At 45.1% G+C, this 26,826-nt stretch carries 24 protein-coding genes; 8 read left to right on the top strand and 16 right to left on the bottom strand.

Annotated features, from left to right (window positions below; all coding sequences use genetic code 11):
• Positions 1–13 precede the first annotated feature (13 nt).
• A complete protein-coding gene (locus tag MD535_RS18745; protein WP_265676591.1) occupies positions 14–547 on the top strand; it encodes a DUF4136 domain-containing protein in 534 nt (177 codons plus the stop codon).
• A 234-nt stretch (positions 548–781) separates the two neighbouring features.
• On the opposite strand, the gene MD535_RS18750 is transcribed toward MD535_RS18745, so the two are convergent.
• A complete protein-coding gene (locus tag MD535_RS18750) occupies positions 782–1,708 on the bottom strand; it encodes a D-2-hydroxyacid dehydrogenase (protein ID WP_265676592.1) in 927 nt (308 codons plus the stop codon).
• A 65-nt stretch (positions 1,709–1,773) separates the two neighbouring features.
• Here MD535_RS18750 and MD535_RS18755 point away from each other — a divergent pair, with 65 nt between their 5' ends.
• Positions 1,774–2,361 (top strand): YjaG family protein, encoded by a 588-nt coding sequence (locus tag MD535_RS18755; RefSeq protein ID WP_265676593.1) that lies wholly within the window; start codon positions 1,774–1,776, stop codon positions 2,359–2,361.
• A 91-nt stretch (positions 2,362–2,452) separates the two neighbouring features.
• On the opposite strand, the gene MD535_RS18760 is transcribed toward MD535_RS18755, so the two are convergent.
• From MD535_RS18760 to MD535_RS18785, 6 genes are all read right to left on the bottom strand, one after another.
• Positions 2,453–2,932, bottom strand: a complete 480-nt coding sequence (locus MD535_RS18760; protein WP_265676594.1) for a hypothetical protein — start codon at positions 2,930–2,932, stop codon at positions 2,453–2,455.
• A 36-nt stretch (positions 2,933–2,968) separates the two neighbouring features.
• Positions 2,969–3,676, bottom strand: coding sequence for a winged helix-turn-helix domain-containing protein (locus MD535_RS18765; RefSeq protein ID WP_265676595.1), 708 nt, complete (start codon positions 3,674–3,676; stop codon positions 2,969–2,971).
• Positions 3,677–3,679: 3 nt separating this feature from the next.
• A complete protein-coding gene (locus MD535_RS18770) occupies positions 3,680–6,010 on the bottom strand; it encodes a fimbria/pilus outer membrane usher protein (RefSeq protein WP_265676597.1) in 2,331 nt (776 codons plus the stop codon).
• Positions 6,011–6,021: 11 nt separating this feature from the next.
• A complete protein-coding gene (locus MD535_RS18775) occupies positions 6,022–6,681 on the bottom strand; it encodes a fimbrial biogenesis chaperone (protein ID WP_265676598.1) in 660 nt (219 codons plus the stop codon).
• 60 nt (positions 6,682–6,741) lie between these two features.
• Positions 6,742–7,476, bottom strand: a complete 735-nt coding sequence (locus MD535_RS18780; protein WP_265676599.1) for a hypothetical protein — start codon at positions 7,474–7,476, stop codon at positions 6,742–6,744.
• 471 nt (positions 7,477–7,947) lie between these two features.
• On the bottom strand, positions 7,948–8,496 hold the full coding sequence (locus MD535_RS18785) for a hypothetical protein (protein WP_265676600.1): 549 nt from the start codon (positions 8,494–8,496) through the stop codon (positions 7,948–7,950).
• 281 nt (positions 8,497–8,777) lie between these two features.
• On the opposite strand from MD535_RS18785, the gene greB reads away from it, so the two are divergent.
• Complete coding sequence (greB, locus tag MD535_RS18790; protein ID WP_006071280.1) at positions 8,778–9,263, top strand: transcription elongation factor GreB; 486 nt, start codon at positions 8,778–8,780, stop codon at positions 9,261–9,263.
• A gap of 61 nt (positions 9,264–9,324) precedes the next feature.
• Here the strand turns inward: greB and MD535_RS18795 are convergent, their stop codons facing one another.
• Positions 9,325–10,188 carry a helix-turn-helix domain-containing protein gene (locus MD535_RS18795; protein ID WP_265676602.1) on the bottom strand — a complete coding sequence of 288 codons (864 nt, stop codon included), beginning with the start codon at positions 10,186–10,188 and terminating at the stop codon, positions 9,325–9,327.
• Between the two features lie 351 nt (positions 10,189–10,539).
• On the opposite strand from MD535_RS18795, the gene ompR reads away from it, so the two are divergent.
• On the top strand, positions 10,540–11,259 hold the full coding sequence (gene ompR, locus MD535_RS18800; protein ID WP_265676603.1) for an osmolarity response regulator transcription factor OmpR: 720 nt from the start codon (positions 10,540–10,542) through the stop codon (positions 11,257–11,259).
• 92 nt (positions 11,260–11,351) lie between these two features.
• Positions 11,352–12,671, top strand: coding sequence for a two-component system sensor histidine kinase EnvZ (envZ, locus tag MD535_RS18805; protein ID WP_265676605.1), 1,320 nt, complete (start codon positions 11,352–11,354; stop codon positions 12,669–12,671).
• Positions 12,672–12,862: 191 nt separating this feature from the next.
• Here envZ and recG read toward each other — a convergent pair whose 3' ends face one another.
• The 5 genes from recG to gmk all read right to left on the bottom strand — a co-directional run bounded on the left by recG (position 12,863) and on the right by gmk (position 19,164).
• On the bottom strand, positions 12,863–14,941 hold the full coding sequence (gene recG / locus MD535_RS18810; protein ID WP_265676606.1) for an ATP-dependent DNA helicase RecG: 2,079 nt from the start codon (positions 14,939–14,941) through the stop codon (positions 12,863–12,865).
• Positions 14,942–15,072: 131 nt separating this feature from the next.
• The gene (gene trmH / locus MD535_RS18815) at positions 15,073–15,759 is read right to left on the bottom strand and encodes a tRNA (guanosine(18)-2'-O)-methyltransferase TrmH (protein WP_265676607.1); all 687 of its coding nucleotides are present in this window, start codon (positions 15,757–15,759) and stop codon (positions 15,073–15,075) included.
• A gap of 65 nt (positions 15,760–15,824) precedes the next feature.
• Complete coding sequence (gene spoT, locus MD535_RS18820) at positions 15,825–17,942, bottom strand: bifunctional GTP diphosphokinase/guanosine-3',5'-bis pyrophosphate 3'-pyrophosphohydrolase (protein ID WP_265676610.1); 2,118 nt, start codon at positions 17,940–17,942, stop codon at positions 15,825–15,827.
• A gap of 106 nt (positions 17,943–18,048) precedes the next feature.
• Positions 18,049–18,321: a DNA-directed RNA polymerase subunit omega gene (rpoZ, locus tag MD535_RS18825; RefSeq protein ID WP_250619773.1), complete on the bottom strand. Its 273-nt coding sequence runs from the start codon at positions 18,319–18,321 to the stop codon at positions 18,049–18,051.
• Between the two features lie 222 nt (positions 18,322–18,543).
• The gene (gmk, locus tag MD535_RS18830) at positions 18,544–19,164 is read right to left on the bottom strand and encodes a guanylate kinase (protein WP_265676614.1); all 621 of its coding nucleotides are present in this window, start codon (positions 19,162–19,164) and stop codon (positions 18,544–18,546) included.
• 406 nt (positions 19,165–19,570) lie between these two features.
• Here gmk and MD535_RS18835 point away from each other — a divergent pair, with 406 nt between their 5' ends.
• The gene (locus tag MD535_RS18835) at positions 19,571–20,941 is read left to right on the top strand and encodes an NCS2 family permease (RefSeq protein ID WP_265676615.1); all 1,371 of its coding nucleotides are present in this window, start codon (positions 19,571–19,573) and stop codon (positions 20,939–20,941) included.
• Between the two features lie 257 nt (positions 20,942–21,198).
• Here the strand turns inward: MD535_RS18835 and MD535_RS18840 are convergent, their stop codons facing one another.
• Positions 21,199–22,254, bottom strand: a complete 1,056-nt coding sequence (locus MD535_RS18840) for a polysaccharide pyruvyl transferase family protein (protein WP_265676616.1) — start codon at positions 22,252–22,254, stop codon at positions 21,199–21,201.
• Positions 22,255–22,630: 376 nt separating this feature from the next.
• A complete protein-coding gene (locus MD535_RS18845) occupies positions 22,631–23,497 on the bottom strand; it encodes a YicC/YloC family endoribonuclease (protein ID WP_265676617.1) in 867 nt (288 codons plus the stop codon).
• A gap of 249 nt (positions 23,498–23,746) precedes the next feature.
• Here MD535_RS18845 and rph point away from each other — a divergent pair, with 249 nt between their 5' ends.
• Both rph and pyrE read left to right on the top strand, forming a co-directional pair.
• Positions 23,747–24,463, top strand: a complete 717-nt coding sequence (gene rph, locus MD535_RS18850; protein ID WP_265676618.1) for a ribonuclease PH — start codon at positions 23,747–23,749, stop codon at positions 24,461–24,463.
• A gap of 170 nt (positions 24,464–24,633) precedes the next feature.
• The gene (gene pyrE / locus MD535_RS18855; RefSeq protein ID WP_265676619.1) at positions 24,634–25,275 is read left to right on the top strand and encodes an orotate phosphoribosyltransferase; all 642 of its coding nucleotides are present in this window, start codon (positions 24,634–24,636) and stop codon (positions 25,273–25,275) included.
• A 123-nt stretch (positions 25,276–25,398) separates the two neighbouring features.
• Here the strand turns inward: pyrE and MD535_RS18860 are convergent, their stop codons facing one another.
• Positions 25,399–26,799, bottom strand: coding sequence for an ArnT family glycosyltransferase (locus MD535_RS18860; RefSeq protein WP_265676620.1), 1,401 nt, complete (start codon positions 26,797–26,799; stop codon positions 25,399–25,401).
• Positions 26,800–26,826 lie beyond the last annotated feature (27 nt).

Consider the following 26,826-nt stretch of genomic DNA (forward strand, 5'->3'; position numbering starts at 1 on the left):
TTATGGTGACAGTATGACTCTACAACTCCCCCTCTTTTTATCGATTGTCCTATTGGTCGTATCAGGGTGCGCGGCTGACGTGGCGACCGACTATGATGCTAACGCCAACTTTTCTTTATTCAAGACCTATCAATATCAAGAAAATCCCGATGTTGCCGTGGGGCTTGACGCGGCGCGTATCAAAAAAGCGGTGGATAGGGAACTGGCAAACAAAGGCTTTCAACAAGTGGAACGTGATAGCGACGTGCTAGTGCGCTACCGTATTTTAGAAGGGACAGAGTTACAAAGTAGCGGCCCCACCTTCGGGTTTGGTGTGGGTGGAGGAAGCTATGGGGGCGGTGGTTATGGGGTAGGAGTACGAACGCCAGAACGAATTAAAGAGAAGAAATTTGGCAAATTGAACGTCGAGTTGATTGACGCCAAAAATAATGAGGTGGTATGGAGTTCGGTGTCGCAAAGGCAGCTCACGGAAACCATGGAACCTGCGGATAGGGATGTGTTTGTGCAAGAGCAAGTGCATAAGATGTTTGAAGAGTATCCGAGGTAAGAGCGGATTAAGAGCGGAGCTGTGGCCCTGTGGCCCTGTGGGGTGTGACTAATTATAGTTTTATTAATTAGTTGATTCTGTGTGCCTTATGGGTTTTTGTGAACCATAGAACCATAGAACCATAGAACCATAGAACCATAGAACCATAGAACCATAGAACCATAGAACCATAGAACCATAGAACCATAGAACCATAGAACCATAGAACCATAGAACCATAGAACCATAGAACCACTAATACCCTTTATTAAAATCCACTAAATTCTGCAGCTGAAAGCCATCTCGCCAGCGTAAATAATTTTCTGCAAAGATATCGACGACTTGTTCGGGAAAGCTCAGGGCGGCAATGTGTGGCGTGACCGTCACTTGGCTGTGGTGCCAGTAAGGGCATTCCTGCGAGATCGGTTCGTTGATGAAGACATCGAGAAAAGCATGGTCAATTTGGCCTGCTTCAAGTGCAGTGAGCAGCGATGGGGTGTCTACCGTGGCGCCACGACCAACATTAAAGAACAAAACTCCCCGGCAATGAGCAAAGAGCTCACGATTGAATATGCCGTGTGTTGCTCTGGTGTTGGGCAGGGTGGATACGATAATGTCAACAGAGGCGAGCAGAGTGTTAACCTCATTGATGTGGTACGTTTCTGCAAATGCTGACTGTCTCGGTGGAATGCCCGTACGATTGATGCCAATTGGGATCATGCCCAGCGCTTTGACAACATTGGCAAGATGACTGCCAATCGCCCCGGTGCCGAAAATCGCCATACGCTTACCATTTAACGATTGATAGTGATGCTGTTGCCAGTCTCTGTTGGTTTGTTGCTGCTTATATAAAGCAAAGTGACGATAGTGATTAATGGTATGACCGAGCACGTATTCACTGATTTGCTGGCCAAATATGCCTTTAACATTGGTGAGCTGAAAACGCGGCGCGCTCGCTTTCTCCAGTATTGCATCAACGCCTGCGTAAGTGGATTGAATCCACTGCACTTTTGGATAGCAATCTAAGCTGTCTGCTAATTTTGGTGGCGCAGCCAGTACAATGGAAGCCGCGTGACCTTTGCTGCAAATCTCCAAATCGGGTAACTGTCGCTGTTTAAGCAACGACAAGTATTTGTCATTGTCTTCGGTAACAAGCGCTAAGGTGTGCTTTTGCATCGTCATTACTGGCTATTCCTCATCCTTGGGGTTACACTTTCGCGGTCTTTATCTACCATAGCAGAGCGACCATGTTACAGAACCCTATTCAGGTACGTATCGAAAAATTTGAGCCTTGGCAGCATATCACTTTTATGACTAGCTTGTGCGAGCGCATGTATCCAAACTTTGCGATGTTTTGCGAAAGCACACAGTTTGCCGAAGCGCGAATATACCGAGATATTTTGGATAGCGTCTGGGAATTGCTGACCGTGAAAACGGCAAAAATCAATTTTGAGAAACAACTCGAAAAACTAGAAGAAATTATCCCGAGCTCTGAGGATTTTGATTTTTACGGCGTGTACCCTGCGATCGACGCGTGTGTTGCCCTATCGACATTGCTACATGGTTTGTTGGATAGAGATTACCTACTAGAGTCGACGCTGAAAATCAGTCAGCAGTCCGTGGCTACCGTTGCGCAATTAGAAGAAGCGCAAACCGGTATTGAGATCACCAACGACAACCAAAAAGACAACGAAGTGGTCTGTGAAGAGTGGGATGTTCAGTGGGCGATTTTCCGCCCACTACGTGATTGCACTGAGCGTGATATAGCGCTGATTAAAGATCTTCGCCTTGAGCTCAAGGAAGAGGGAGTCAGTAACATTGGTGTAAGTATCTAGCGTACGCCTTCAGGTTAGAAAAGTGCGTTCTCAGGAAAGTTATCAACGACCAGCCTGAGAACGACCTACCTAAACTTAATACCTTCTCGTATTAATCAAAAAAACTCGTCTTGCCAAACAACGTGATGTCGTAGCCGATATCAAATGGGTAATCAAACACAGAGACGTACTGATTAGGCTGTTTTGTCTCGAGCAGCAGCCCAACAATCAACAGCTGATTATCATAAAACGTATCGGCATACAGTGCTTGGTTCTTTGTGACCATTGCAGGTTTTACCTCTCTCTGGCTGATAAACAACGTGTAAATCTCCGACCCTCGTTTACCCCAAAGCATGGTCTTATTAATGACCCTCCCGCTGGCTTTGTTTTCAATATACACAGACAACACGCCCGAGCGGCATTTGCCCTTTTGCAAATTGAGCTCACCATCATGAGTAAACCTATAGCTACATCCCAAGCCATTAGCGAAGGGGTACAATAGCCAAACAACAGAAACCATTAGCAGTAAAGCAACGAAGCGTTTTGATGTCGCTATTGTTTGCAGGTTGGCCAGAGCATTGGTAGAGCGCATTCCGTATTCCTTACTATTCGAAGCTAAAATCTCGGTTCAGTGTTCTATTGGGACCAAGCGAATAATGCCATCTTCATCAGAAGTATCTCGAAAATACACCGCATGACCCTCCGTCTCTTGAGACAGGGCGTGTACCGTGTTATCTGGCAGAGAGAATGAGCCGACTAAAGTGGTGTTGCCACGCTTATAGGTGTGCATACTTGGCTTTATCGATGACACGTAAAAAATCACTAAAGCACAAAACAACAAGGCGGTATAAAGTGCCATTAAAGGCACCTTTTTGACTAACTCAAACCGAGTTGGTGTCACAACTGCGTCGTTGGGTGAGGGGCATTCTTCGACTGGCTGAGCGGCTCGTTCAGAAGAGCTGGCGTCATTGTCATTAGCATTTGCGCTGGCTGAACTTACGTTCACGCTGACAAAAGGGACGTCATTGGTGATCAAAATGACATTAAGGTCTAACCGAAAACCAATGGTTGGAACGGTTTCTAAGCACATGACTAAACCAACTTTATCTAACGCTGTCCGAATGTTTCGGATGGCGACATTGAGCGAGTTAGCCACAACAATCTTGCCAGGCCAGCCAACGTCCAATAACTGTTGCTTGGTTAATGGGTGACCTTGGGCATTGCACAGAGCCTCTAGGATAAGTCGCTCACTGCTGTTTAATTTGGCGAAAGTAAGCCCGTCTTCCGCCAGGTGACCATTATTCGGGTTCAAGGTTATATTTGTGGTTGGTGTCATGATTTAGCTTCTTTTACTTGGGGACAGACACTCGGCTTCATAATAATCTAAGCCAGACATATCGATATAGCTGTCTTCAATAATGCTTACGTCACAGCTGAGCATAGGAACACTTAGGTGTTCCTCATTTTTGTCAAATGCCGCAATAAATACACGGCCATCACTGTCAAAGTAGCTACTAATCGGGGCATCATTACTATAAAGCTTAGTTCCTAATGAAACCTCTTGCCTCAGCTTAAGCATGGTGTCGCGCCCTTTTTTAACGTGATAAGTGACTAAGGTGAGAGCACCTTCACTTGGAATCGTATTTGCGACGGTATTGTCAAGGTAGACTCCATCAGGTACGGACTTAGTCTCCACTAAAACTCGATTTTGACTGTACGCAGAGGCTGAAGGGATGAGCGCAAAGCCATCCGCGTTTGTTTTACCGGCATTTGTTATTTTTAACCCTTCCACATCGTCAACTCTGACTAATATATTGGTGTCAGATAGACGCCGAGTGGGAAGCGCGGTATTTTCCGCAACGACCAAGCCACCTTTTACGGTGCCTCTAACCTGTGAGCCCGATTGAGAGTTGGAGTATTGCAGAGAATAATCGTTATATTCACTATTGCTTGATAAAGACAACCCATGCCCAACAATGCCCTTCTTATCATCGAAACGCAGAGAGCCTGATACGGAGCTACTGTCGCCGAACCGCATACCACTAGACAACGAGGTACTCGCAGGGCGACCACTGCTGTGTGAGCGAGATAGGCTTACGCGCGATTTTCCCCAGTTGAGCGGCATCGAAAAATTCATTGAGAGTCGATTGTCGACGGCAAAGTCATTCTGGTTACTCTCTTTAGAATAGGCCTTTAGCGCGCTAACGGAGTATCGATAGTATTCATTACCAAATGAGTACCCTAAGCCAAAGCTTTGGAATTGTGCTTTGTCTGATCCTCCCAGAGACTGAAACAGGCTGACGCTTCCAAGTTGAAAGGGCAGGCCGCTACTCGCTGACGTAGAGAGCTGATAGCCTTTTCTAACCATATCGGCAATATGGCTACTATTGATATCTCGGTACCCATTTCCCAAAAAATGACTCAGAGAGGTCTGAAAATTCAGCGACCAGAATGGCAAGCTTTTGGTTAAGCTTGAATTGATTTTAGTCCCTGACTGACCCGTTGGTAGGTAAGTAGAATGTGCAGCCGAAAAGCGAACACCACCCAATAGGTCGAAATTCATCGTACTAGCTACAGATAGGTTACTATAGTCGCGCTCGACAAAAAGCCCAGTAGTTAAAGATTGAGTGTCCGTTAGGCCATAGATCAATTCTCCTCCTAAAAAGGCGTGTGAGTTGGTTCGTTGCAGCCCTGTAAATAAGCTATGTTCGCTAGTGCCTTGCTTTAGGACACTGAGTACCAATTGACTAGGAACTGAAAAAACCGCTTCACGTCCATCTTCTTCTTTAATGCTGACCACGAAATCACTATTGGAGCGAATGTTCATATCGTTAATAGTAAATTCGCCGGCCGCCACGTATTCAGTGTGAATCAGTTCGTTGTCTTGATAAACACGCACTTCGGCATTCGTTTCCGCATTGGCACGAATGGTCGTGGTGTCCGTCATTTGCCCTGATTGATACAAACGGCTATTACTGCTCAAGCTGACGCCTTGCATATCGACCGACCCCATGACTGCTGTGCTTTGACTTAGCTCACCAAACATAAATTTGCTGCGCAGTGAAGGAATGTTGGTATATCCATAGAGATATCCATTGGACATTGTCGTCTCTTGATTCACCATAGAGGCTGAGAGGCTACTCTTGAAGCGAAACCGTCCCACATTGAATTGTGGGCTTGCTGAACCGTAAGCTTGGTAGTTATCGTCAAACCTAGTCGTCATTCCAGCCGAATACGGTAACATTAATGCTGTGACACCATCATCATAATGAGCCAGAGCATACTGCTTTTCTGACAGCAAAAATCTGGAAGGAATGTTCATGGTTATTTCGAAACTGCCAAAATCAATATCCAAGCCAATTTCGCTGCTTAGCACACACGAGCTCTGTTTTAAGTTGATATCCGGTTTAATGCCGAACTCACTTAATTGTTGCTCTGAGAAGCATGGTGTGCTTTCTCCTTGCTCATTGCTGTAGAAGAGAATGGATTCAAAATACGTTCGCCTTTTATTAACGGTAATTTTAAAGTCATAGTTACCATCAGGGATGTGATTAACCAAGCTGCCGAAGGAGGCATCTTTAGAGATGCCATTAAGGAGAGAAAGATCAAAACCGCCCGCAAAAGATAGTAAAGGAGTAGTCAGAATGAACAGAATTAAGGAGCGTAACATAGGTAATATTTCTATAGTGAGCGTTTATCTTTAGCAAGGAACCCAAGGTCGTTGATGTAATTCAATTCAAAAGAACGTTGTGGGTTAAAATTACTACTTTTAGTAAATGTGATCTCCTGATAAGGGGCAATCATTTGTACTACCATTACCTCTTCTTTTCTTTGTTCAACTGAGGTGAGAGTGATATGCAATGGAGACTCATTTTTCACAGTAAAATCATCCCCTTGCTTGTTAACGACGAGTTTTTTTACTGCTTCTTCCATAGTCAATGTTGCAATAGAACTCGGCCTAATAAATAACTTGTAATGCATATCCATGCCAGCCACGACATCTGATGGAGTATCTGACTGCTCTTTTATAGAGACAGCACTAAGAGTCCGATATGTTTCTACCTCATTAGAGTCCATTACTGATTCTAAATTATAGATTCTGAATCCTGAGCGACTATCCGCTTTAGATAGAATGATATTCGGTGTTATTATTGGTAGCCTCTCTTCATCAAAGCTGTCATTTAATATGGAAAGCTGTACCAACGTAGCAGAATCTGAGTTATTAACGATTTCTCCTTGAAAGTATCTATTCCCTTCAATATAAACAACCCTAGCTCCGGGGATAGCAATGGCATAGCAAATGCTTGGTAATATTAGCATTAGTAATATATATTTTTTCATTTTTACATCTCTATATATTTGGAGTATATAAATACTCCAAATATAGGTCTTAAATAAATTTTATTGAATCTTGGCAGTAAAAGACATCACTTTATCGACTGTTTTATCTGCCGTGTTATTCCAAATGGCATACTTCCTATGGTCAATATTCATAATCGTTGTTAATGTAAGCATATTATCTTTAGCAAAGTCTTTCAGTCGGTGCCATTCTGATGTATCTCCTGCTTTTACAATCTTATAGCCATTCTCGATCTGGACTTTTTGATTGCCATCAATAGATGCTTTAACACCGATGTCTTGTTTCTTGATAACCGTTGTAAACCATACGCCAATATCGTCCCCTAGTGCATACCAAGTCTGACCATTTTCGTTCCAATAGGCATCTTCAACGGGCCAGGCGAATTTCCCTTCTTCTGCACTTTTTCCTTTCATTGATGTATTTTCAATATTAAAAAACGCCATTTCACAGCCATTACCCTTTAAGTGTAAGTCTGTTTCTTTAGTATCAATAGTATTGTTTGCTCCGTTATTGAGTTTCACATCGCCAAAATTAACATCAAATCCGGTGCCACTCTCAAAAGCAAATGAACAAATGGCTCCTTCATACTCAACATTTGCTGTGATGTTTAATTCAATGTCTTTACTTTCCACGTTTCGAGTATTTATTTGGTCGTGAGAACCATATAAGCTTTCTTTGAACGCATATTGGTCTACAGCCATTGCTGATGATGTGCTTAGCGCTAATACAAGGCCAACGCTGCTAGCTAGAGTTTGTTTTGTTAGGTTAAAAGTCATGAGTTATTTTCCAAATTAAATAGTTTGTTAATTGAGATGAGTTAAATATGAATGTCAGTGTGTTCTGATTCGAGACGAAATTTATTGTTTTTTTGGAACTCAGTTAACTAATAAATGATTATAAAAAATAAAAGTCAGCTATATCAGCCACTTATATTTTCTATTGTGTTTTTATACAACACTAATTCTTGTTGATGTTGAGCTTTTCGCCAGCTGTAGAGCCTATAGCACTAAAATAAACAAACTTGAGAGAGAAACTACTGAAAGTTAAATATTAGAATCTGGTATTAGTTTGCAGTTTGATATGGGGGGGGGCAACAATTGGATAAGTTGTTGGTTGGTGGAGTTATTTGAAATATGCTTCTAAAGTTGATAAATAAAAAGAGGTCAACGACTTTCGAAAAAAGAGTGCTAAGCGAAGTAAGATTTTCAGCACTCTATGGGGTTTATCTTCACGAAAGGATTGGTCAACTATCTAAAACTTCGTACTTTGGTGACTAAAGAGGGAATGGTTTGGAACATCGCTCTTACGTCTGAAACATATTGTGCAGGAACATAAATTGCGCAGATTCGCATTATGCTAATACCACCGATACTAACGGGATGTGAGGTAAACTTAGCACGCAGCGGGACAAATGAGTCTAAACCGATTAGCACTTCATAGTTGTCCTCATCGAGTAAACCGAGTTTGGCATAATGATTAAGGCTTTCGTGGTACCTGCGAGTATAATTTAGGCTAACACCTTGGCTTATGGGTTGATTGCGATACAAGTTGTCAAATGTATTCAACCTTTCTCCAGATTTTAGTCCCTCAGCCCGATGGAACCAAGGAGTGCAGTCTATTTCTTCAGCCGATAATAACGCTCGGAATTTTACCAACCCTTCTAAAGCGCTTGAATTGGTGCCATGAACAAAATGTACGCCTAATTGCTCCATATCCTCTAATTGAAGATCTCTTTTGGTAAGTTTAAGTTTGGTAAGTTTAAGTGGAGGTAGAAAAGAGGCTTTATTTCTAAACATGATGTTTTCCTTAACAGTGAATGTTCGAAAGTGATGCGTTGAGAATTAATTATTGGTATTAGTTAAGGGGTAAGTAAAAGAATAAGTCCTAATAAAAAATAAAAACGATATAAATAATTGGTTAACCATGTTGATGATTAGGTTGTTTAAAGCGGTGTTTTGACGGTTTACTATCATTTCAGCAATTCGTTGGTGTACAAGGTGGGAGGATTTTGGGTTCATACAAAGTCAAATAGTTCGTTATAATCTCTCAGCAGCAGTTGCTATTAATAGAGAGCAAAATGAAGACCAAATTGATCACGCGTGAAGGCTACAACAAACTGAAACAAGAACATGATTACCTCTGGAACGAGCGACGCCCTGAAGTCACTAAGATAGTGACGTGGGCGGCGAGTCTAGGTGATCGCTCTGAAAACGCAGACTATACCTTCAATAAGCGTTTGCTTCGCCAAATCGATCGCCGTGTTCGCTTTCTGCGCAAGTTCTTACCTGAGGTCACCATCGTTGATTATTCACCTCAACAAGAAGGGAAGGTCTTTTTCGGTGCCTGGGTGGAGATTGAGAATGAAGAAGGTGAAACCATGCATTTCCGGATTGTTGGTCCCGAAGAGATTTACGGTGATGCAAAAGGTTATATATCGATTGATTCTCCTATGGCGAGGGCGCTGCTAAAAAAACAAGTGGATGATGAGGTAGTGGTGAAGACCCCTCAAGGAGATAAGGAGTGGTTTATTAACTCCATCACTTACCAACAGCACTCTGAATAAATAGAGCGATTTGAGCTCCTAAAGTGGTATGTCCTTGAGAGCTCAAATTGCGTGCTGTGATTTATGACAGAGCTAACTCGTCCGTTTTGTGTGTGGGAGCTGAGCGGCGGTTACGTTGAATCTTCTGATGATGGCTCAGTAACGTTAGGATTCGCCCTTCATCGTGAATTTGGTCGAAAAACGGATTGGCGGCTAGCGTGTCGACTTGGCATTCATACACAGTAATATGACCGCTTTGGTACTTTTCAGGAATATAGATATCCGAGATCAGAGTTTTAGCGTAAGGCTTGATCGCGGTGATCAGTAACGTTTTACCTTCAAACAACTCACACGCGTAGTTATGCACTAATCGATGCAGATCTTTATTAAGCGCGACATAGCTAAGTAGGCAGTTCTGCCCGTTAATATCCTTACCATGCACAATATGACCAACCACCGCGTTCCGGTGCTTAGCAAGAACCACGTTGATCTCTTGAATGGACATGACGTCTATCAGCTCTTGAAACGTGATAAAGCGATAGTGCTCTTGCGCGTAGACGATTTGCTCTCGATAGATCTCTGGCAGATTATCCCAACGATAGTTTTCATAAGTATCAATCGTATAAGGGTAGAGCGTGTCAAATCCTCTAAAGAAGTCGTCATATTTTTCGACCCCTTGAATGATGCGACGTTCATCTTCTGAATAATGGTAACTTTGCTGGAAAAACGTAGCGACCCCGATTCGGCGCATTAATGAAGGCTGTCCGTTGCCATGTTCCCACTTACTGAGCATTGGCTGGTTTATCCCTTGAAATGCACGATGGGATAAGCTCAGCGCTTCAACCAGTTCCAATTGAGACATGCCATTAAAATTGCGCCAATACTTCAGTGCTTGTGCGAAGTTATCGCGTGAAAACGGACTCTCCGATTGTGCTTCAAATGTCATAATCTCTCCTTGAGTTCGATAAACTAGTGATAGTGTACTTAGGTTATATGACATGGGCTTGGTGGGGCGCACAAAAGCATATTTTAAAACGTTACAAAGGGTTAGTAGACGTTGAATAGTTAGCGTGCAGGTTAACAAAGTTGCAGCAAGTAAAATTAGGCAACATTAGATATACATCACTTATATCACTTAGAGCAGTGACGGATGTGTCTGATATGAGCCATAATTAATAAACGTTAACAATTCTGTGCGCAATTTTTGCCCACGAAATGTTACATTTACCTTTGATATTGATGCCGCATTTCGCAGGCATGGATATGGTGATAGCTTTATTTAGTGGTGGAATCAAATATGCAAGAAAATCACAAGATTTTAGTTGTTGATGACGATGCGCGTTTGCGTGCGTTGTTAGAGCGTTACTTATCAGAGCAAGGATTCCAAGTACGCAGTGTTGCTAACAGTGAGCAGATGGACCGCCTGTTAACCCGTGAAAACTTTCATCTAATGGTATTGGATTTAATGCTACCAGGTGAAGATGGCTTGTCGATTTGTCGTCGTTTACGTAACGCCAACAATATGTTGCCTATTTTGATGCTGACAGCAAAAGGCGATGAAGTTGATCGTATCGTTGGGCTAGAAGTTGGAGCCGATGACTATCTACCAAAACCGTTTAATCCGCGTGAATTGTTAGCGCGAATCAAGGCGGTATTGCGTCGTCAAACCATCGAAGCCCCCGGCGCACCAAGCCAAGAAGAGTCTCAGGTGGAATTTGGTGAATTCCGTCTGAATTTAGGCACGCGAGAAATGTTCCGTGGTGAAGAGGCTATGCCTTTGACTTCCGGTGAGTTCGCCGTACTTAAAGCGCTGGTGACCAACGCTCGTGAGCCAATGTCACGTGACAAACTGATGAACATGGCTCGTGGTCGTGAATACTCGGCGATGGAACGCTCCATTGATGTACAGATTTCCCGCTTGCGTCGCATGTTAGAAGTGGATCCAAGCAAACCTCGTTATATCCAAACCGTATGGGGATTGGGTTATGTTTTCGTACCCGATGGTAAAGAAGCATAACGAGAAATAACGCGAAGGCTCTGGATGAATTCAGAGCCTTTTGTTTATGATACGCCTCAACCTTTCACTTTCATCTCCCCAAAGGAAGTTCTATGCGATTTCGCAGCTCATTTACGCAATCCATTCTATTGTTTTTTACTCTGCTGGTGGCGAGCCAAGTTTTTTCCTATTACGCCGTATACAACTATGCCTTGGTGCCAAGTTTGCAGCAGTTTAATAAAATCCTCGCCCATGAATTGAATTTCATTTTGGAAGACCAAGAGGCGGTGGATGAAAAACTAGAAATGGACGCGCCATTAAGGCGTCGCGTATTGGAGCAACTGGGCGTGACCATTCACGCGAAAGATAGCGCGATGGCAAACGAGTTTCATCATGCGATGTCTATCGACTTGATGAGTGAGGAAATGAGCGACGAATTAAATTCACCAACGGAAGTGCGGCTTATCCTAGGGTCTGAGAGTTATATTCTTTGGATGCAAATCGATGCACTGCCCAATTCCCTGATTCGTATTCCCTTGTCTGAATTACAAGAAGAAGACTTTGCACCGTTGTTTAGAAATAGTCTGATCATGGCTATCTTAGTGGTGATGGGAGGCTGGTTATTTATTCGTTTGCAAAATCGACCATTAATGGCGTTAGAACATGCGGCAAAGTTAGTGGGTAAAGGCGAGATCCCGCCACCACTGCCAGAAAAAGGTGCCTCTGAAATTCGCTCGGTGACCAGAGCCTTTAACCAAATGGCTAAAGGCATTCAGGAGCTGGAAGAAGATCGAACCTTATTGATGGCGGGTATTAGCCATGACATCCGCACCCCACTGACGCGTATTCGTCTTGCCACAGAAATGATGTCGCCTGAAGACAGTTATTTAGCCGAAGGCATTATTAGCGATACCGAAGAGTGTAATGAAATCATTGGTCAGTTTATGGATTACCTCAAACCGGTGAACACGCAGAGCTTTGAAGCGCTGAGTTTAAATGACATTTCATCGGATATTGTCTCTTCAGAAGGCGGCTACGAAATTCAGATCGACTTTGAACCAATGGAAGCGATTAAAGACATTAGTGGCAGCCCGATAGCCATTAAGCGCGCCATCACCAATTTAGTGGTGAACTCAATTCGTTATGGGAATGGTTGGGTTAAGGTGAGTACTGGCATGACGGCGGATAAAAAATTGGCGTGGGTGTGCATTGAAGATAATGGTCCTGGTATTGAACCTGACCAAATTGGTCGCCTTTTTGAACCGTTTACTCGTGGTGATACGGCAAGAGGAAGTGAAGGAACTGGACTTGGTTTAGCGATTGTTAAGCGTATTATCGGTCAGCATTACGGCACGGTGAGTATTTCAAACCGCAGTCAGGGTGGCCTCATGGCTCAAGTCAGTTTCCCTGTCGCTAAGAATGGGTTGAGGTAGAGTGTCTTGCGGTTGTTTGGAGTGCGCCCTTTAAGTACGTGAAGGGCTGAAGAAGATCCCCTTATTCAAGGGGATGACGATTTTCTCTCACGGAATGGTATTTAGAAAAAGTAGGTGTCATCCTCACGAAAGTGAGGATCTCCCAACGCGTATGGCTTATCAATGATGATCGGTTACGTAGTATGGTCACCCTACGCTTTAGCGTAAAACTCTTTATCGCCCAGCCAGCGGTCAATAATCTTCTTCGCATGTTCTGGGTATTGCTCATGCACATGCCGTGCGAGTCGTTGCACTTCAGGCACCAAGCGTTGATCTCGGACTAAATCGGCTATCTTAAAATCTGCCAGCCCGGTTTGTTTGGTGCCAAGTAGTTCTCCTGGGCCACGGATCTCTAAATCGCGCTGTGCAATCACAAACCCATCATTACTTTCTCGTAGCACGCCTAAGCGTTTCTGAGCCGTTTTAGACAACGGCGAGTGATAGAGCAGGACACAGTGACTCGCAACCGTTCCACGCCCGACACGGCCTCTTAGCTGGTGAAGCTGAGCTAAGCCTAGGCGTTCTGGGTTTTCAATGATCATTAAACTGGAGTTGGGTACATCAACGCCAACTTCAATCACTGTCGTGGCGACGAGAAGATGGAGCTCATTGGCTTTAAACTGCTGCATGACCGCCTGTTTTTCTGCTGGCTTCATTCGGCCATGCACCAAGCCGACTTTAACATCGGGCAATTGACGTTGCAGGTCTTCAGCGGTATCGGCGGCCGCTTGTGCTTCCAGCACTTCCGATTCGTCAATAAGCGTACAGACCCAATAGGCTTGCTTGCCTTCCGTTAGGCAGGCGTGTTTCACACGTTCGATAATCGCGTCTCGTTTGGTGTCCGGCAGCGCCACGGTTTGTATTGGTGTACGTCCGGGCGGCAGTTCATCAATGACCGAGGTTTCTAAGTCAGCGTAGGCCGTCATCGCCAGCGTTCGCGGTATCGGGGTCGCGGTCATAATAAGTTGATGAGGGTAATAGCCTTGCTTCGCGCCTTTCTCTCGTAGCTCCAAACGCTGATGAACCCCAAAACGATGCTGCTCATCAATAATGACCAACGCGAGATTATTAAACGTGACCGATTCTTGAAATAGCGCGTGAGTCCCCACCACCATTTGCGCCTCACCACTGGCAATGCGTGCTAATTCGGCCTCTTTTGCTTTGCCTTTTTGCTTGCCAGAGAGCCAGCCAACGGCAATTCCCATCGACTCAAACCAGTTAGCAAAGTTAATAGCATGCTGCTCAGCGAGCAGTTCAGTAGGGGCCATCATCGCCACCTGGTAGCCATGCTCAATAGCACGTAACGCCGCAAGCGCCGCAACGAGGGTTTTTCCTGAGCCAACATCACCTTGCACTAAGCGCATCATTGGCGCGGTTTTGAGTAGATCCTGCTCGATTTCATTAACCACACGATGTTGAGCATTGGTTGGCGAAAACGGCAACTGCTCGAGAAGTTGCTGTTTAAAGCGCCCCATTTCTGGCAGGGCAACGGCTTTGTCTTGTTGACCTTGACTGCGCACCGCAAGCATAGACAGATTTTGCGCCATGAGCTCTTCAATGATCAGTCGCTGCTGAGCGGGGTGCTTACCTTCGTCAAAATCGTCGATATTGATCGACGGTGGTGGTCGATGGATGGTGTGCAGGGCTTGCGTTAGGGTGATTTGCTGGTTGTACAATCCGCTGGGCAGCAGTTCGTCTACGGCACTTTTATCCATGAGCTCAAGTGCTTGGTCGGTGAGACTGCGCAGTGTCAGTTGGCGCAATCCATCCGTTGTTGGGTAGACCGGTGTTAGCGTTTGCTCAAGAGCAGGACTTCGATCTGAAGTTTGAAATTTGTAGTCAGGGTGGATGATTTCCAGCCCCAAATGCCCTCGTTTGACTTCACCATAGGCAACGATCACTTTGCCATCCGCAAAGTTGTTCTTCATGGCAGCGGTAAAATTAAAGAAACGTAACGTAATGGTGCCATTGCCATCACTCACTTTGACCGTCAGCATTTTTTTGCGTCCAAAGCTGACATCGCTGCTCATGATTTTACCTTGAACCGACCCCCATAATCCCGCGTGCAGTTTTACAATGGGGTAAATGCGCGTACGGTCTTCATAGCGATGGGGTAGATGGAACAGTAAGTCCTGAACATTATGCAGACCGACCTTCGCCAGTTTTTCAGCGACCTTTGCGCCAACACCGTTGAGGGACGTGAGAGAAATTGCGGACAACAGCTGAGCCATATGACAAACCATTACTAAATGAGATACCGATATTCAAGCATTTTACTGTCTTTTTGTACAGGAGGGAATAAGAGCGGTTCTATGGTTCTATGGTTCTGTGGATAGTGTTGGCTTGAACCATAGAACCATGCCTATTTCTGTTGCATTTCCTTCCACCAATCTTCATCGGCGATAATCTGCCCTTGGTCATCCAGTGGAGGATAAGGGAGGCGTTTTTTCTTAGCGACTTTCGCCAGAACGGGATGACCACGCTCAAATAAAATACGGTGGATCGTTTCCGGGGGCAGTGCACTGGTGTCTCGGTGGTACATGCCTGCAAGCTGACGTTGTCGTTGCGCTTCAAATAAAATGAGAGCACTGGCGACCGAGACATTGAGCGATTGCACCATGCCGACCATCGGGATGATGATGTCTTGATCGGCGCCATTAAGCGCGTGACCGGATATGCCTTCTTTCTCACCGCCTAAAATAATCGCCGTCGGTTTGGTGTAGTCGATATCGCGAAAATCTATGGCATTTTCAGAAAGGTTCGTTGCTAAAATCTGCATGCCTTGCTGCTTCAGTTCACCAATCGCGTCTGAGACTGAGTGATGGGTGTCGACTTCAACCCAGTTACGAGCCCCTGCAGAAGTGTGGCTCAGCGTGCGCATTTGTTTGTTAGGCCAAACGGCATGCACTTTGTGAACACCTGCCGCATCTGCGGTACGAATGACGGCGGAGACATTATTAGGCTTGTGCACTTCTTCAAGTAACAGGGTTAGGTCGGTTTGGCGCGCGCGAAGTACGTCTTGAATTCGGTTGTATCGTTCAAGGTTCATGATTCTGTCCAAATAAAACGGGTTCGATATGACTATCGAACCCGTTGAAGTTTACTCATTAACAACTAGTTTTTACGTCGTCTGACTCGCAACGCATGCGGCATGACACGAATACGCTTCATGATACCAGCCAAGTGCACACGATCTTTCGTCGTGAGCAGTACTGTGACGGTATACAGGCGACCATCACGCTCCTCAGTAGAGATGCCGTGAATGTTGGAACCTGTTTTTGCAATGACGTTAGTCAAATCAGCCAGTGCGCCTTGGTGGTTATGCAAATCCACTTTGAGCTCAGCAGTAAATTCTTGCTCGTAGCTGTCACTCCATTCAACCGCCATATACTTATCGGGCTCTTTTTGATGACCCCTTACGTTAGGACAGGTTTCACGGTGCACCACTAACCCACGACCCGGAGAGACATGGGCAATAATGCTGTCGTCTGGAATCGGGTGGCAGCAGTTTGCAAACGTCAGCAAAATGCCTTCGGCGCCACGGATTGGCAGTCGCTTACCTGATGACGGAACAGAACTGGTCTGTGTTAATTCATCGGTATCACCTAATAGGCGTCGTGCAATGACGATACTCATGAGTTCACCCAAGCCAATGGCCGCGAGTAAGTCATCAATATTATCAAGGCGCAGATCTTTCAGCACTTCGTCGATATTCTCTGGATAGATGGTATCGACAGAGTGGCGACCTAACGCATGATTGAGCAAACGGCGACCGAGAACGACGGATTCTTCGCGACGCATGGTCTTAAGAACCTGACGGATCTTAGTACGAGCTCGGGACGTCACCACATAGTTCAACCAAGCGGCATTTGGACGCGCGCCCGGCGCACTGATGATTTCCACCGTTTGGCCATTTTTCAGCGCTTTACTCAATGGATAAGGCTGACGATCAACACGAGCACCAACACAGGTGTTACCCACATCAGTATGTACCGCGTAAGCAAAATCAACCGCAGTGGCCCCAAGCGGAAGCTCAACAATGCGACCTTTTGGTGTGAAGACGTAAATCTCATCTGGGAACAGATCGGATTTTACGTTTTCAATAAATTCAAAGGAGTTACCCGCACTTTGTTGCAGCTCAAGTAGGCTTTGCATCCAGCGCTGTGCTTTCACTTGCGCTGTCGTGCCTGAGCGATCCCCATTGCCTTTGTAAGCCCAATGCGCCGCGACACCTTTGTCTGCCATCTGGTTCATGTCTTCAGTACGAATTTGTACTTCAACCGGAACACCGTGAGGGCCAACCATAGAGGTATGCAGGGATTGATAGCCATTGGCTTTCGGTACCGCAATGTAATCTTTCATGCGGGCTGGACGCGGCTTATACAAGCTGTGTACCTGACCGAGAACGCGATAACAAGTATCGGCGGTATCGACAATTACGCGGAAGGCATAGATGTCCATAATAGTGTGAAAGCGCTGTTCTTTGGTTTTCATCTTGTTGTAGATGGAGAACAGATTCTTTTCACGACCCAGTACGCGAACCGTCAAGCCGACTTCTTCAAGGCGACCTTCAATTTCGCTGTGAATGCGCTGGATCATTTCTTTACGGTTACCACGCGCCGACTTAACCACTTCTTTAAGAACGCGGTATCGGTTGGGATACAAGGCTTCAAAGCCGAGCTCTTCTAGCTCAGTTTTAATGTTATGGATGCCAAGACGGTGGGCGAGTGGGGCATAAATTTCGAGAGTTTCGCGGGCAATACGACGCTTTTTATCTGGGCGTAGGGCACCAAGCGTGCGCATGTTATGCGTGCGGTCGCTAAGCTTTATCAAGATCACGCGAATGTCTTGCACCATAGCAAGGACCATCTTACGAAAGTTCTCGGCTTGGGCTTCTTTGCGATCTCGGAATTTAAGCTTGTCGAGTTTGGAAACGCCATCGACGAGCTCGGCAACGGTCGTACCGAATTGTTCTTCTAGCTCTTCTTTGGTGACTTCAGTGTCTTCAATAACATCATGCAGCAGCGCCGCTTGCAGTGTTTCAATATCCAAGCGCATTTCTGCGAGAATACGAGCAACCGCGACGGGGTGAATGATGTATGGTTCTCCGCTTGAGCGGGTCTGCCCTTCATGGGCATCTCTTGCTACCACATAAGATTGACGCAGAGCCTCAAGGTGAGGCTCTGTTAGGTATTCTTGGGCAACGTCTTTAAGGCTATCGAATAGGTACAAATTGTAGGCCCGAAAGTCGATGGAACTCGAACAGTGTCATGGCTTAAAGGGCAGATAACAACGAGTGACGATCTAACCCTTTACGCTTTAAACCATTCGGTTCGAATTAACGGTTGTGAGCGATGCTGCTAACAGCGGCTAGCTCAGCTGCTTCTTGCTCTTGCTGTTCTTGACGCTCACGAGCATCAAGGACTTCTTTAGTGATCAAACCTTCTTCGATTTCGCGCAGTGCGATAACCGTAGGCTTATCATTTTCTTCTGGCACTAATGCGTCTTTACCACCGATTTGCATTTGACGTGCGCGGCGAGACGAAATAAGAACTAGGTCGAAGCGGTTACCAACTTTTTCAACAGCGTCTTGAACAGTTACGCGTGCCATAAGAACTCCAATAATTAACTAAATTTTAGATGACGAGAAAGTATACAGGCTAATGGGTGTGGATACTAGATCACAAATGATCCCAAAATAGCCCGATGACTGTTCATTTACCCGTATTTTGTTGACGAGTATCGAGTACGTCGCTGACAAGTATATAGGTAAATGAGGATTTTATAACCTGATCATTGCGTTATGAATGATCAAGGTAAGCTAAACTTGCTATTAAGACAGCAGCGCGTCGAGCATACCTTTGTATTTAATGGTCTGTTTATCTTGCTTCAAACGTTCCGCACGTAAAATGGCTTTGAAGTCGATAAGTGCGACATCAAAGTCGTCATTGATAATGACATAATCGTACTCAGCGTAGTGTGATATTTCTGACTTAGCTTCACTCATGCGTTTGGCAATGACTTCATCACTGTCTTGACCACGAACGTTTAGACGACGCTCTAGCTCACCGTTTGATGGTGGCAGAATAAAGACACTCTTCGCTGCTGGCATTTGCTCACGAATTTGACGTGCGCCTTGCCAATCAATATCTAAGAAAACATCAATCCCTTTATTTAAGGTTTCTTCAATCCAAATTCGCGAGGTGCCGTAGTAGTTACCAAACACCTCAGCGTGTTCGAGAAAGGCTCCTTGCTCAATCAGAGATTCAAAATCGCATTTTTCAACAAAATGATAGTGAATGCCGTGCTCTTCACCTGGGCGCATGTCGCGAGTCGTGTGCGAGACCGATACCTTCATAGCATACGTCGGATTCGTCTCCAGCATCGCTGAAATCAAGCTTGATTTACCTGCTCCGCTCGGTGCGGAAACGATATATAAAGTGCCTTTGCCCATAGGTGTGAGTCCATAGTTCAGGATTAATAATAGAAGCGTACCGTTAGCCACGCTTCACAATATAAATATAGTACCGACTGAAGTTGTTGAAAAATCAGTCAGAAAAATGGAGGCGAAGAGTAGCATAAGTTGGGGGTTTTCGACAAGTGACAGAGCTTGACTGCTCAACGAGCGGCTACATGGAAAAACAAAAGAGAGGATAAAGACGAAAGGTAAAAAAAGGGTAAGGTTTGCGGCAAACGATTGCTTATTTATCAAGATGTTGTTTTTTAAGAGATAAAAAAGATTACAAAAAAGAGCGAAATTGATTGAATTATTCACGCAGCTGATTAAAATCCGCGCCAACTTTTCAAGTTTAGTTGATGAACTGAACGACTTTTCTCAATCAAAGTAAGCAGGTTTTATCGTGAGTGTTGATGTAGCAGGCAAAAGCCCAGCGAAAACTTCGTTAATTGAAACAACGTTTAAAATTTCTGAGCGTAAATCCACTATTGGTACCGAAGTGTATGCCGGATTTATTACCTTTCTCGCGATGAGCTACATCCTCGCCGTTAACCCGGCGATTTTAGGCGACATACCAGGTATGGACAGAGGCTCTGTCTTTACCGCGACAGCATTGGCGGCAGGTATTGCGACTCTAATTATGGGCGTGTTTGGTAACTATCCAGTGATGCTAGCACCGGGCATGAGCATGAACGGCTTCTTTAAAGGCATGCTATTAAGTGGCTCTGTTGCATTGGTCTGGCATGAAGCGTTATTGGGGATTTTCTTTTCCGGCGTGATTTATCTCATTCTATCGATGACAAAAATACGCAAAGCGATGATTGAGTCTATCCCAGAAGATTTAAAACTCGCCATTACCGTTTCTCTTGGTTTGTTTATTGCTTTCCTTGGCCTAAAGAATGCGGGAATTATTGTTTCAAACCCATTTATTTTGGTCAGTATGGGCGATATTTCAGACCCGAAAGTGATCATCGCTTACATCAGTATTTTTGTGGCGCTTGGCTGCATGGTGCGTGATATTAAATTAGCAACGTTCATTTCGTTTATCTCTGCGATTGTTCTAACGGTGTTAGCCGATACCTTCATGGGCACATCAAACGCCCCATTGCCGGATCAATTGGTGTCGATGCCGCCGAGTATGGCTGGCAGTTTTGGCGCCATTTTTGATATCTCTGGTTTAACGGCAGAAAAGATGTTCGATCTGCTGTTTATTGTGATTATCTTCCTAATTGTTGATTTCTTTGATGGCTTGAGCACCATTGTTGGTGTCGGTAAAGACGCGGGCATTATCGATAAAGACGGCAAAGTGCCGAATGCACGCTCTGCACTCGTGGCTGATGCTGGTGGTACGGTGATTGGTTCTATTTTGGGCACCACGTCTATTACCGCATTTTCTGAATCGGGTATCGCTTCCTCCCAAGGCGCAAGAACCGGTTTAGCAGCAGTGGTTGTAGCAGGACTTTTCTTCCTATCCTTGTTCTTATACCCACTGTTCTCGGTATTCTCGGCAGCGATGGTTGCCCCTGCCATGGTGGTTGTGGGTATTTATATGATTGGCCGCCTAGGGCAGATTGATTGGGAAAAGAAAGAATCCCGTATCGCGGCCTTCTTTACCATCATGTTCACCGTGCTGAGCTTCTCACCAGCCAACGGCATGGCAATGGGCTTTATTAGCTACGCCTTTACCATGGTTGTCGCCGGCAAGCGCAAAGAAGTACATCCAGTTATTTTTGTTCTATGTGCGTTGTTTATGACGTATTTGTTGTTGCTGTAGCATTAAGTCCGAAGGCTATTTAAAAACGGATAAAAGAGATTCTAGGATGAATTCGCTATAGTTTTTTCATACGTGATTGCAGCGAGGAACGAGAGTTATTGAGTTCTTCTTTTGTCTAACCTTATCGGGACTAGCCCTTATTCTAACGAAGTAAGTTCCTTAAACTACCTTACCTACGTTATACGTCGCGATATATGATTGACTGACCTTCCCTAAATTGTCTGGGGAGGTCAGTTTATTCTTGGGACTGGTAGTCGTTATTGACTAAGTGCCTTTGTTATAAGTGGTAAGTATAATGCTTCGACAGCATGTCTGTGCTTTAGTAACGCTTCACTCTTGTCTGAAATATCGTTAATGGTGCTATCGATCAAGGCGATAAAGTCTTCAGTACTAGTGTCAAGGGTAACCATTTCAGCTAGAAAGCCTTTGACTGTACTTGCGCGAGGGTCGTGCGCTATCATAATACCTGGAGTGCCTTGTGAGGCACACATACCAATCCCATGAACTCGATAACCGATTATCAAATCGTATTCAGAGAAGATATCGCGATAGTCTTTGGCATCAAAAGAGTAGCGAAGTGTTTCATTTGGGAAGTCTTTTTGGAACTCTGAAAGCTCATCAATATAGTGTGCTACAAATTCTATCTCGTAGTCTTTACTGTATTTCTCTAAGATAGCTCGGTAGTTCTTCATCATAAAACTGTAAGTATCTTGAGATATATTATTGCAAGCAACAGCACTCGCTGTTCCATACAAGATCCCTATTTTTTTTACTTTATTGACTTTTCTATATTCCGGACTTGAAAATAAGGCAGGGCAGGGCAGCTGGTGTGCTCCTAATTCTTTAAGCCCCTGATAGCTGTCGTTGTCTCGACACGTAATGAGCTTGGCTTGTTTGAATACATCCTCTTCATCTTCAGAAAAACTTTCATCCCCAAAAATAACTGGACTGCTGGTTCCTAGCCCCATGAATAAGGTAGGTAGCTTATATTCAAGTATCGAACTGTAGAGCTTTCTAGTTCTTAAGCCCCGCCACTCAGGAGACCCTGCAAATACTGCAATATCAGCGTAGTCCATCGGAGTTCGTTCTTTCACAGAGTTATCGAGGAATTTCTCCACAAAATCTTTCCCAAGCGTGTTGTCGATTCTCTTGATGAAGTCATACTTGCGTGCACGTCTAATCTGCGGGTTTCTGTTGAAAATTATGGGGTTGTGTTTTCCAATAACCTTCTCTAGTAGGTATTGAGTTCCCATCAAGATAAATTCATCACCTGGATTCCATTGACGAGTAGTGCAGTAAACGACATTTTTCATTTATGTAACCTGTTTTATTGGGATTGAGTTTTGCGATGTGAAAGGATTACTAGACTGTGATGCCAAAACTACCAGTGTAAGAGGAAGTCTAGTTGTTAGCGTACAAATCAGTCAGAGGCACATAGTTTAGGATAGCTAATTCCATTAACTTTCGTCAAGAGGTTTAGAATGGATGATTTTCGCGGAGAGCCTATTATAGCTTGAGTCTTAATTCATTCGGTACATAACTTATAGCTAGCAGGTAGTATTCATATTGGCAAATCACCGTTTCAATGTAACAACCTTCTAAACTACAGGGTTGTTACATTGAAGCTAAATTATGTCAATCAAGCTGGGCGGTTTGTAAGTGTTGATATGACGGTGAATAAAACCTATATTATTCAATATTCTGAATTTGCTCACGCATTTGCTCAATCAATACCTTAAGCTCAACACCTGATGCGGTGATGTCTGTGCTGATGGATTTTGATGCTAGCGTATTAGACTCACGGTTGAACTCTTGCATCATGAAGTCTAAACGACGGCCACATGCGCCACCTTTTTTCATGATAGCGGTGGTTTCTTTTACGTGAGAATCCAAACGGTCGAGCTCTTCAGCAACATCTGACTTTTGTGCCAGTAAAATTAATTCTTGCTCTACGCGACTCGCGTCTAAATCTACTTTTGCATCTTCAAACTTACCCAGTAAACGCTCACGTTGCCATTCAATGATTTCAGGCATACGAGCGCGCACTTTGACAACTTCGCTTGTGATGGCTTCTAGGCGTTGGTCAATGAGGGCCTTCATATTGCTGCCTTCGCTTGCACGCGCATCAATAAAGTCGCTTAATGCGGCTTCAAAGCCTGTGAGCAACTCTTTGTTGATGGTATCCATGTCTTGCTCAGGAGTTTCCATCACACCAGGCCAATTCATCACTTGGAATGGGTTAAGGCGGCTTTCTTCACCGGTTAGGCTCATGACTTGTTTCGCAGCGTTGATAACCTGAGTAGCAAGCGCTTCGTTAATATTAAGCTCTGTCTTTGCGGCAGGGTTGGCTTCAAAACGTAGGTTACATTCAACTTTTCCGCGCGCTAGGCGTTTACGGAAGCGCTCACGAAGTACAGGTTCAAGGCCTCTAAACTGCTCTGGAAGGCGGAAGTAGGTTTCCAGGTAACGTTGGTTTACTGAGCGGATTTCCCAAACGGCGCTGCCCCAGTCACCTTTAACTTCTTTACGAGCGTAAGCGGTCATGCTGTAGATCATGAAATGATTCCCTTGGATTCAATAAATGTGTTCAAACTGCACTCATGGTAGCACAGTTTAAAAAGATGGCTCTAGGTAAAAGACGGTCCTAGGCCCTTGGGGTCAAGCGAACTATCTTCTACCAAGGACCAAGGACCAAGGACCAAGGACCAAGGACCAAGCACCAAGGACCAAGCACCTAGACCCATACTCCCTTCTCCGCTATAATCTTCGCCCAACCAAACCCCTCCCTTACTGAAGGTAATGTCCATGCGTCCAAATGACCGCGCAGCAGAGCAAGTGCGCCCAATTACAATTACTCGCAACTATACTGCTTATGCTGAAGGCTCTGTTCTTGTCGAGTTTGGCAATACCAAAGTGTTGTGTAATGCCACCGTGGAAGAAAATGTCCCGCGTTGGTTAAAAGGCAAAGGTAAGGGCTGGGTAACCGCTGAATACGGTATGTTGCCACGTTCAACGCATTCAAGAATGCGCCGTGAAGCCGCAAGCGGTAAGCAGGGTGGCCGTACCATGGAAATTCAACGCCTGATTGCTCGTAGCTTACGTGCCGTTGTAGACCTAGAGTCAATGGGCGAAATCATGGTCACCGTTGACTGTGATGTTATTCAAGCGGACGGTGGCACTCGTACTGCTGCTATTTCTGGCGCAAGTGTGGCAATGGCGGATGCGTTTGCTCACTTAGTGAAGAAAGGCTCCTTGAAAGCGAACCCAATGAAGAGCCACGTAGCGGCAGTGTCGGTAGGCATTCTTGGTGAAAACATCTTTTGCGACCTAGAGTACGTAGAAGATTCAGCCGCTGATACCGATATGAACGTGGTGATGACTGAAGATGGTCGCATGATTGAAATTCAAGGTACCGCAGAAGGCGAACCATTCTGTCATGAAGAGTTAATGGCGTTGCTGGAGTCGGCGAAAAACGGCATTGCCGAGATCGTCACCGCTCAGAAGGCGGCGTTAGAAGATTAGTATTTAAATGGCTCCCATAAGGGGGCTATTTTTTTGTGCATAACGCACACTGAATAACTGTTAAAAAGATAACCGTCATCCCCTTAAAAATGGGATCTCACAAAGCGCATGACTCGCTTTGGACGATCCCATTTTTAAGGGGATGACGAACACAACAAAAGAGAGAAAACATGAAAGCATACCAGCGTGATTTTATTGAATTTGCCTTAGAAAAAGAAGTGCTAAAGTTTGGTGAGTTTACCCTTAAGTCAGGTCGTAAAAGTCCTTATTTCTTTAACGCTGGTCTTTTCAATACAGGCCGTGATCTTGCGCGTTTAGGTCGCTTCTACGCAGCGGCACTTGCGGACTCTGCCATTCAATATGATGTGCTATTTGGCCCAGCATACAAAGGTATCCCTATCGCGACAACAACAGCCGTAGCACTTGCCGATCACTATGATGTTGACACGCCTTACTGTTTTAACCGTAAAGAAGCGAAAACGCACGGTGAAGGCGGCAGTCTAGTAGGTAGCCCACTCGAAGGCCGTATTATGCTGGTGGATGACGTAATCACCGCCGGTACGGCAATTCGTGAGTCGATGGAAATCATCAAAGCGAACGGCGCCGATCTTGCGGGTGTATTGGTTGCCATTGATCGCCAAGAAAAAGGTAAAGGCGAGTTGTCTGCGATTCAAGAAGTGGAGCGTGACTTTGGTTGTGCCGTCATTTCTATCGTGAGCTTAACGGACTTAATCACTTACCTAGAAGACAAAGGCGACAATACTGAGCACCTTGAAGCGGTGAAAGCGTATCGTGCTGAGTACGGTATCTAATCTGGCGCTACGGTTGAACTCGCTGTTATGGTTTAACCCATAACTACAGTTTAAATGAACGAAACAAAAAAAGGTCTGAATACTCAGACCTTTTTCATGTGCGCGGTTTATTAACGTCGTGCGTTACTCTGGTGTTTTACAGAGAATAGCCACACGGTCAAAGTTTTCTGCTACCGTATCACTACATTGATAGCGCTCTTGGTAAGGTGCAAAATCACGCTCGGCGCGTTCTTTATAAGTGATTAAGTAGAACTCGTTGTGCCCAACAAGTTGGTCATCTGATTTCAATTGCTTGGCTTGCCCAAAGCTATAAAACTGACCAGAGTACGAACGAGGTCGGAAGTAGAAGGTTTTTACTTCTGGGTCGAGCTCAGCAATCAGCCTTTTGTCACTGTTGTCGGCAACCTTTCCTGTCGCAAGAAGGTAGGTGGCGGCAATCAGAGCAACAGGCACAATGAGAGCGGCGATAGACAGCCAAAGCATATCTTTCTTTTTCCAGAAAATAGCAATAAGCAGTGCCACACCAGAGGTACCCGGTAGTACATAGGTCGGTAGAATATTACTAGAAACCGTAAACAAAACTAATGGCGACAGTGCCCACCAAAGGGCAAAACTACTAAAACCATGGTTTTGCTTAGCTTGTTCAAGACCAAACTTGGCTCTAACCAGCATTAATACTGGTAAAATAAGTGACCACGGCAAAACGGCTAACACCCAAAAGAACCAGATTTTGCCTTTAGGCTCTTGGTGGCCTGAGCCATAGAGATCGCCTGTCCAACCCGGTTCAACAAAGCGCTTAAAATGCTCACCAACAATAAAGTAATCAATAAAGCCCGGCGTTGCTTGTTCTGCCATTAAGTACCAAGGCAAAGCAATCACTAGCATCAACAACGTACCTTTGATCAGCGGGAAGCGACGCCATAGTTCAACAAATGCGCCAATGATGCCGTGTTGAATCACCATCCAAGGGAAGACGGCCAGACCAAAGAGCACAATGGCAACCGGCCCTTTCGCGAGTAGACCGACAGCAAGACCAATGAACCCGATATAGCCCATGAAGGTTTCGCCACGCCAACATTGGTAAAAACCAATCATCGCCATTGCAAGGCCTAAGGTCAGCGCCATGTCGGTCATGACGGCGCCAGCAGAAATAGAGAACACCAATGTGGTCGAGAGTACGACAGCCGCCACTAGCGGGTTGTAGCCATTTTTCTTGGCAAACCACGCGGTACCAATCACCACTAAGACACCAGCAATCCAATGAGGGAAGCGTAGGGTAAATTCAGATAAACCAAACAGTTCAACGCTGACCGCGCTCATCCAAGTAAAGAGTGGTGGCTTGCCCCAGAAAGGGACGCCGTAGTCGTAAAGGGGCGTGAGCCAATTCCCCGTTTCCACCATTAAACGAGCCATTTCACCGTATCGAGACTCGGTGGTATCCATCAAAGGATAGAGGCCTAGCGTCAACAAGCGAATGACTAACGCGCCAATCAGCAAAATCCAAAGGGTGCGCCCTTTAGCCATGATTTTCTACTCCTACAACATCAAAAA

The sequence above is a fragment of the Vibrio qingdaonensis genome, from assembly GCF_026191675.1.
Lineage (GTDB): Bacteria > Pseudomonadota > Gammaproteobacteria > Enterobacterales > Vibrionaceae > Vibrio > Vibrio qingdaonensis.

Bases quoted from the DNA above. Each gene is read 5' to 3' on its own strand.
- recG (WP_265676606.1), bottom strand. From the start codon at position 14,941: ATGGCTCAGCTGTTGTCCGCAATTTCTCTCACGTCCCTCAACGGTGTT.
- envZ (WP_265676605.1), top strand. From the start codon at position 11,352: ATGCGATTTCGCAGCTCATTTACGCAATCCATTCTATTGTTTTTTACT.
- rph (WP_265676618.1), top strand. From the start codon at position 23,747: ATGCGTCCAAATGACCGCGCAGCAGAGCAAGTGCGCCCAATTACAATT.
- trmH (WP_265676607.1), bottom strand. From the start codon at position 15,759: ATGAACCTTGAACGATACAACCGAATTCAAGACGTACTTCGCGCGCGC.
- MD535_RS18780 (WP_265676599.1), bottom strand. From the start codon at position 7,476: ATGACTTTTAACCTAACAAAACAAACTCTAGCTAGCAGCGTTGGCCTT.
- MD535_RS18770 (WP_265676597.1), bottom strand. From the start codon at position 6,010: ATGTTACGCTCCTTAATTCTGTTCATTCTGACTACTCCTTTACTATCT.
- greB (WP_006071280.1), top strand. From the start codon at position 8,778: ATGAAGACCAAATTGATCACGCGTGAAGGCTACAACAAACTGAAACAA.
- MD535_RS18840 (WP_265676616.1), bottom strand. From the start codon at position 22,254: ATGAAAAATGTCGTTTACTGCACTACTCGTCAATGGAATCCAGGTGAT.
- MD535_RS18860 (WP_265676620.1), bottom strand. From the start codon at position 26,799: ATGGCTAAAGGGCGCACCCTTTGGATTTTGCTGATTGGCGCGTTAGTC.
- MD535_RS18775 (WP_265676598.1), bottom strand. From the start codon at position 6,681: ATGAAAAAATATATATTACTAATGCTAATATTACCAAGCATTTGCTAT.
- MD535_RS18760 (WP_265676594.1), bottom strand. From the start codon at position 2,932: ATGCGCTCTACCAATGCTCTGGCCAACCTGCAAACAATAGCGACATCA.
- MD535_RS18795 (WP_265676602.1), bottom strand. From the start codon at position 10,188: ATGACATTTGAAGCACAATCGGAGAGTCCGTTTTCACGCGATAACTTC.
- MD535_RS18750 (WP_265676592.1), bottom strand. From the start codon at position 1,708: ATGACGATGCAAAAGCACACCTTAGCGCTTGTTACCGAAGACAATGAC.
- MD535_RS18755 (WP_265676593.1), top strand. From the start codon at position 1,774: ATGTTACAGAACCCTATTCAGGTACGTATCGAAAAATTTGAGCCTTGG.
- rpoZ (WP_250619773.1), bottom strand. From the start codon at position 18,321: ATGGCACGCGTAACTGTTCAAGACGCTGTTGAAAAAGTTGGTAACCGC.
- MD535_RS18845 (WP_265676617.1), bottom strand. From the start codon at position 23,497: ATGATCTACAGCATGACCGCTTACGCTCGTAAAGAAGTTAAAGGTGAC.
- MD535_RS18785 (WP_265676600.1), bottom strand. From the start codon at position 8,496: ATGTTTAGAAATAAAGCCTCTTTTCTACCTCCACTTAAACTTACCAAA.
- gmk (WP_265676614.1), bottom strand. From the start codon at position 19,164: ATGGGCAAAGGCACTTTATATATCGTTTCCGCACCGAGCGGAGCAGGT.
- pyrE (WP_265676619.1), top strand. From the start codon at position 24,634: ATGAAAGCATACCAGCGTGATTTTATTGAATTTGCCTTAGAAAAAGAA.
- MD535_RS18745 (WP_265676591.1), top strand. From the start codon at position 14: ATGACTCTACAACTCCCCCTCTTTTTATCGATTGTCCTATTGGTCGTA.
- ompR (WP_265676603.1), top strand. From the start codon at position 10,540: ATGCAAGAAAATCACAAGATTTTAGTTGTTGATGACGATGCGCGTTTG.
- MD535_RS18765 (WP_265676595.1), bottom strand. From the start codon at position 3,676: ATGACACCAACCACAAATATAACCTTGAACCCGAATAATGGTCACCTG.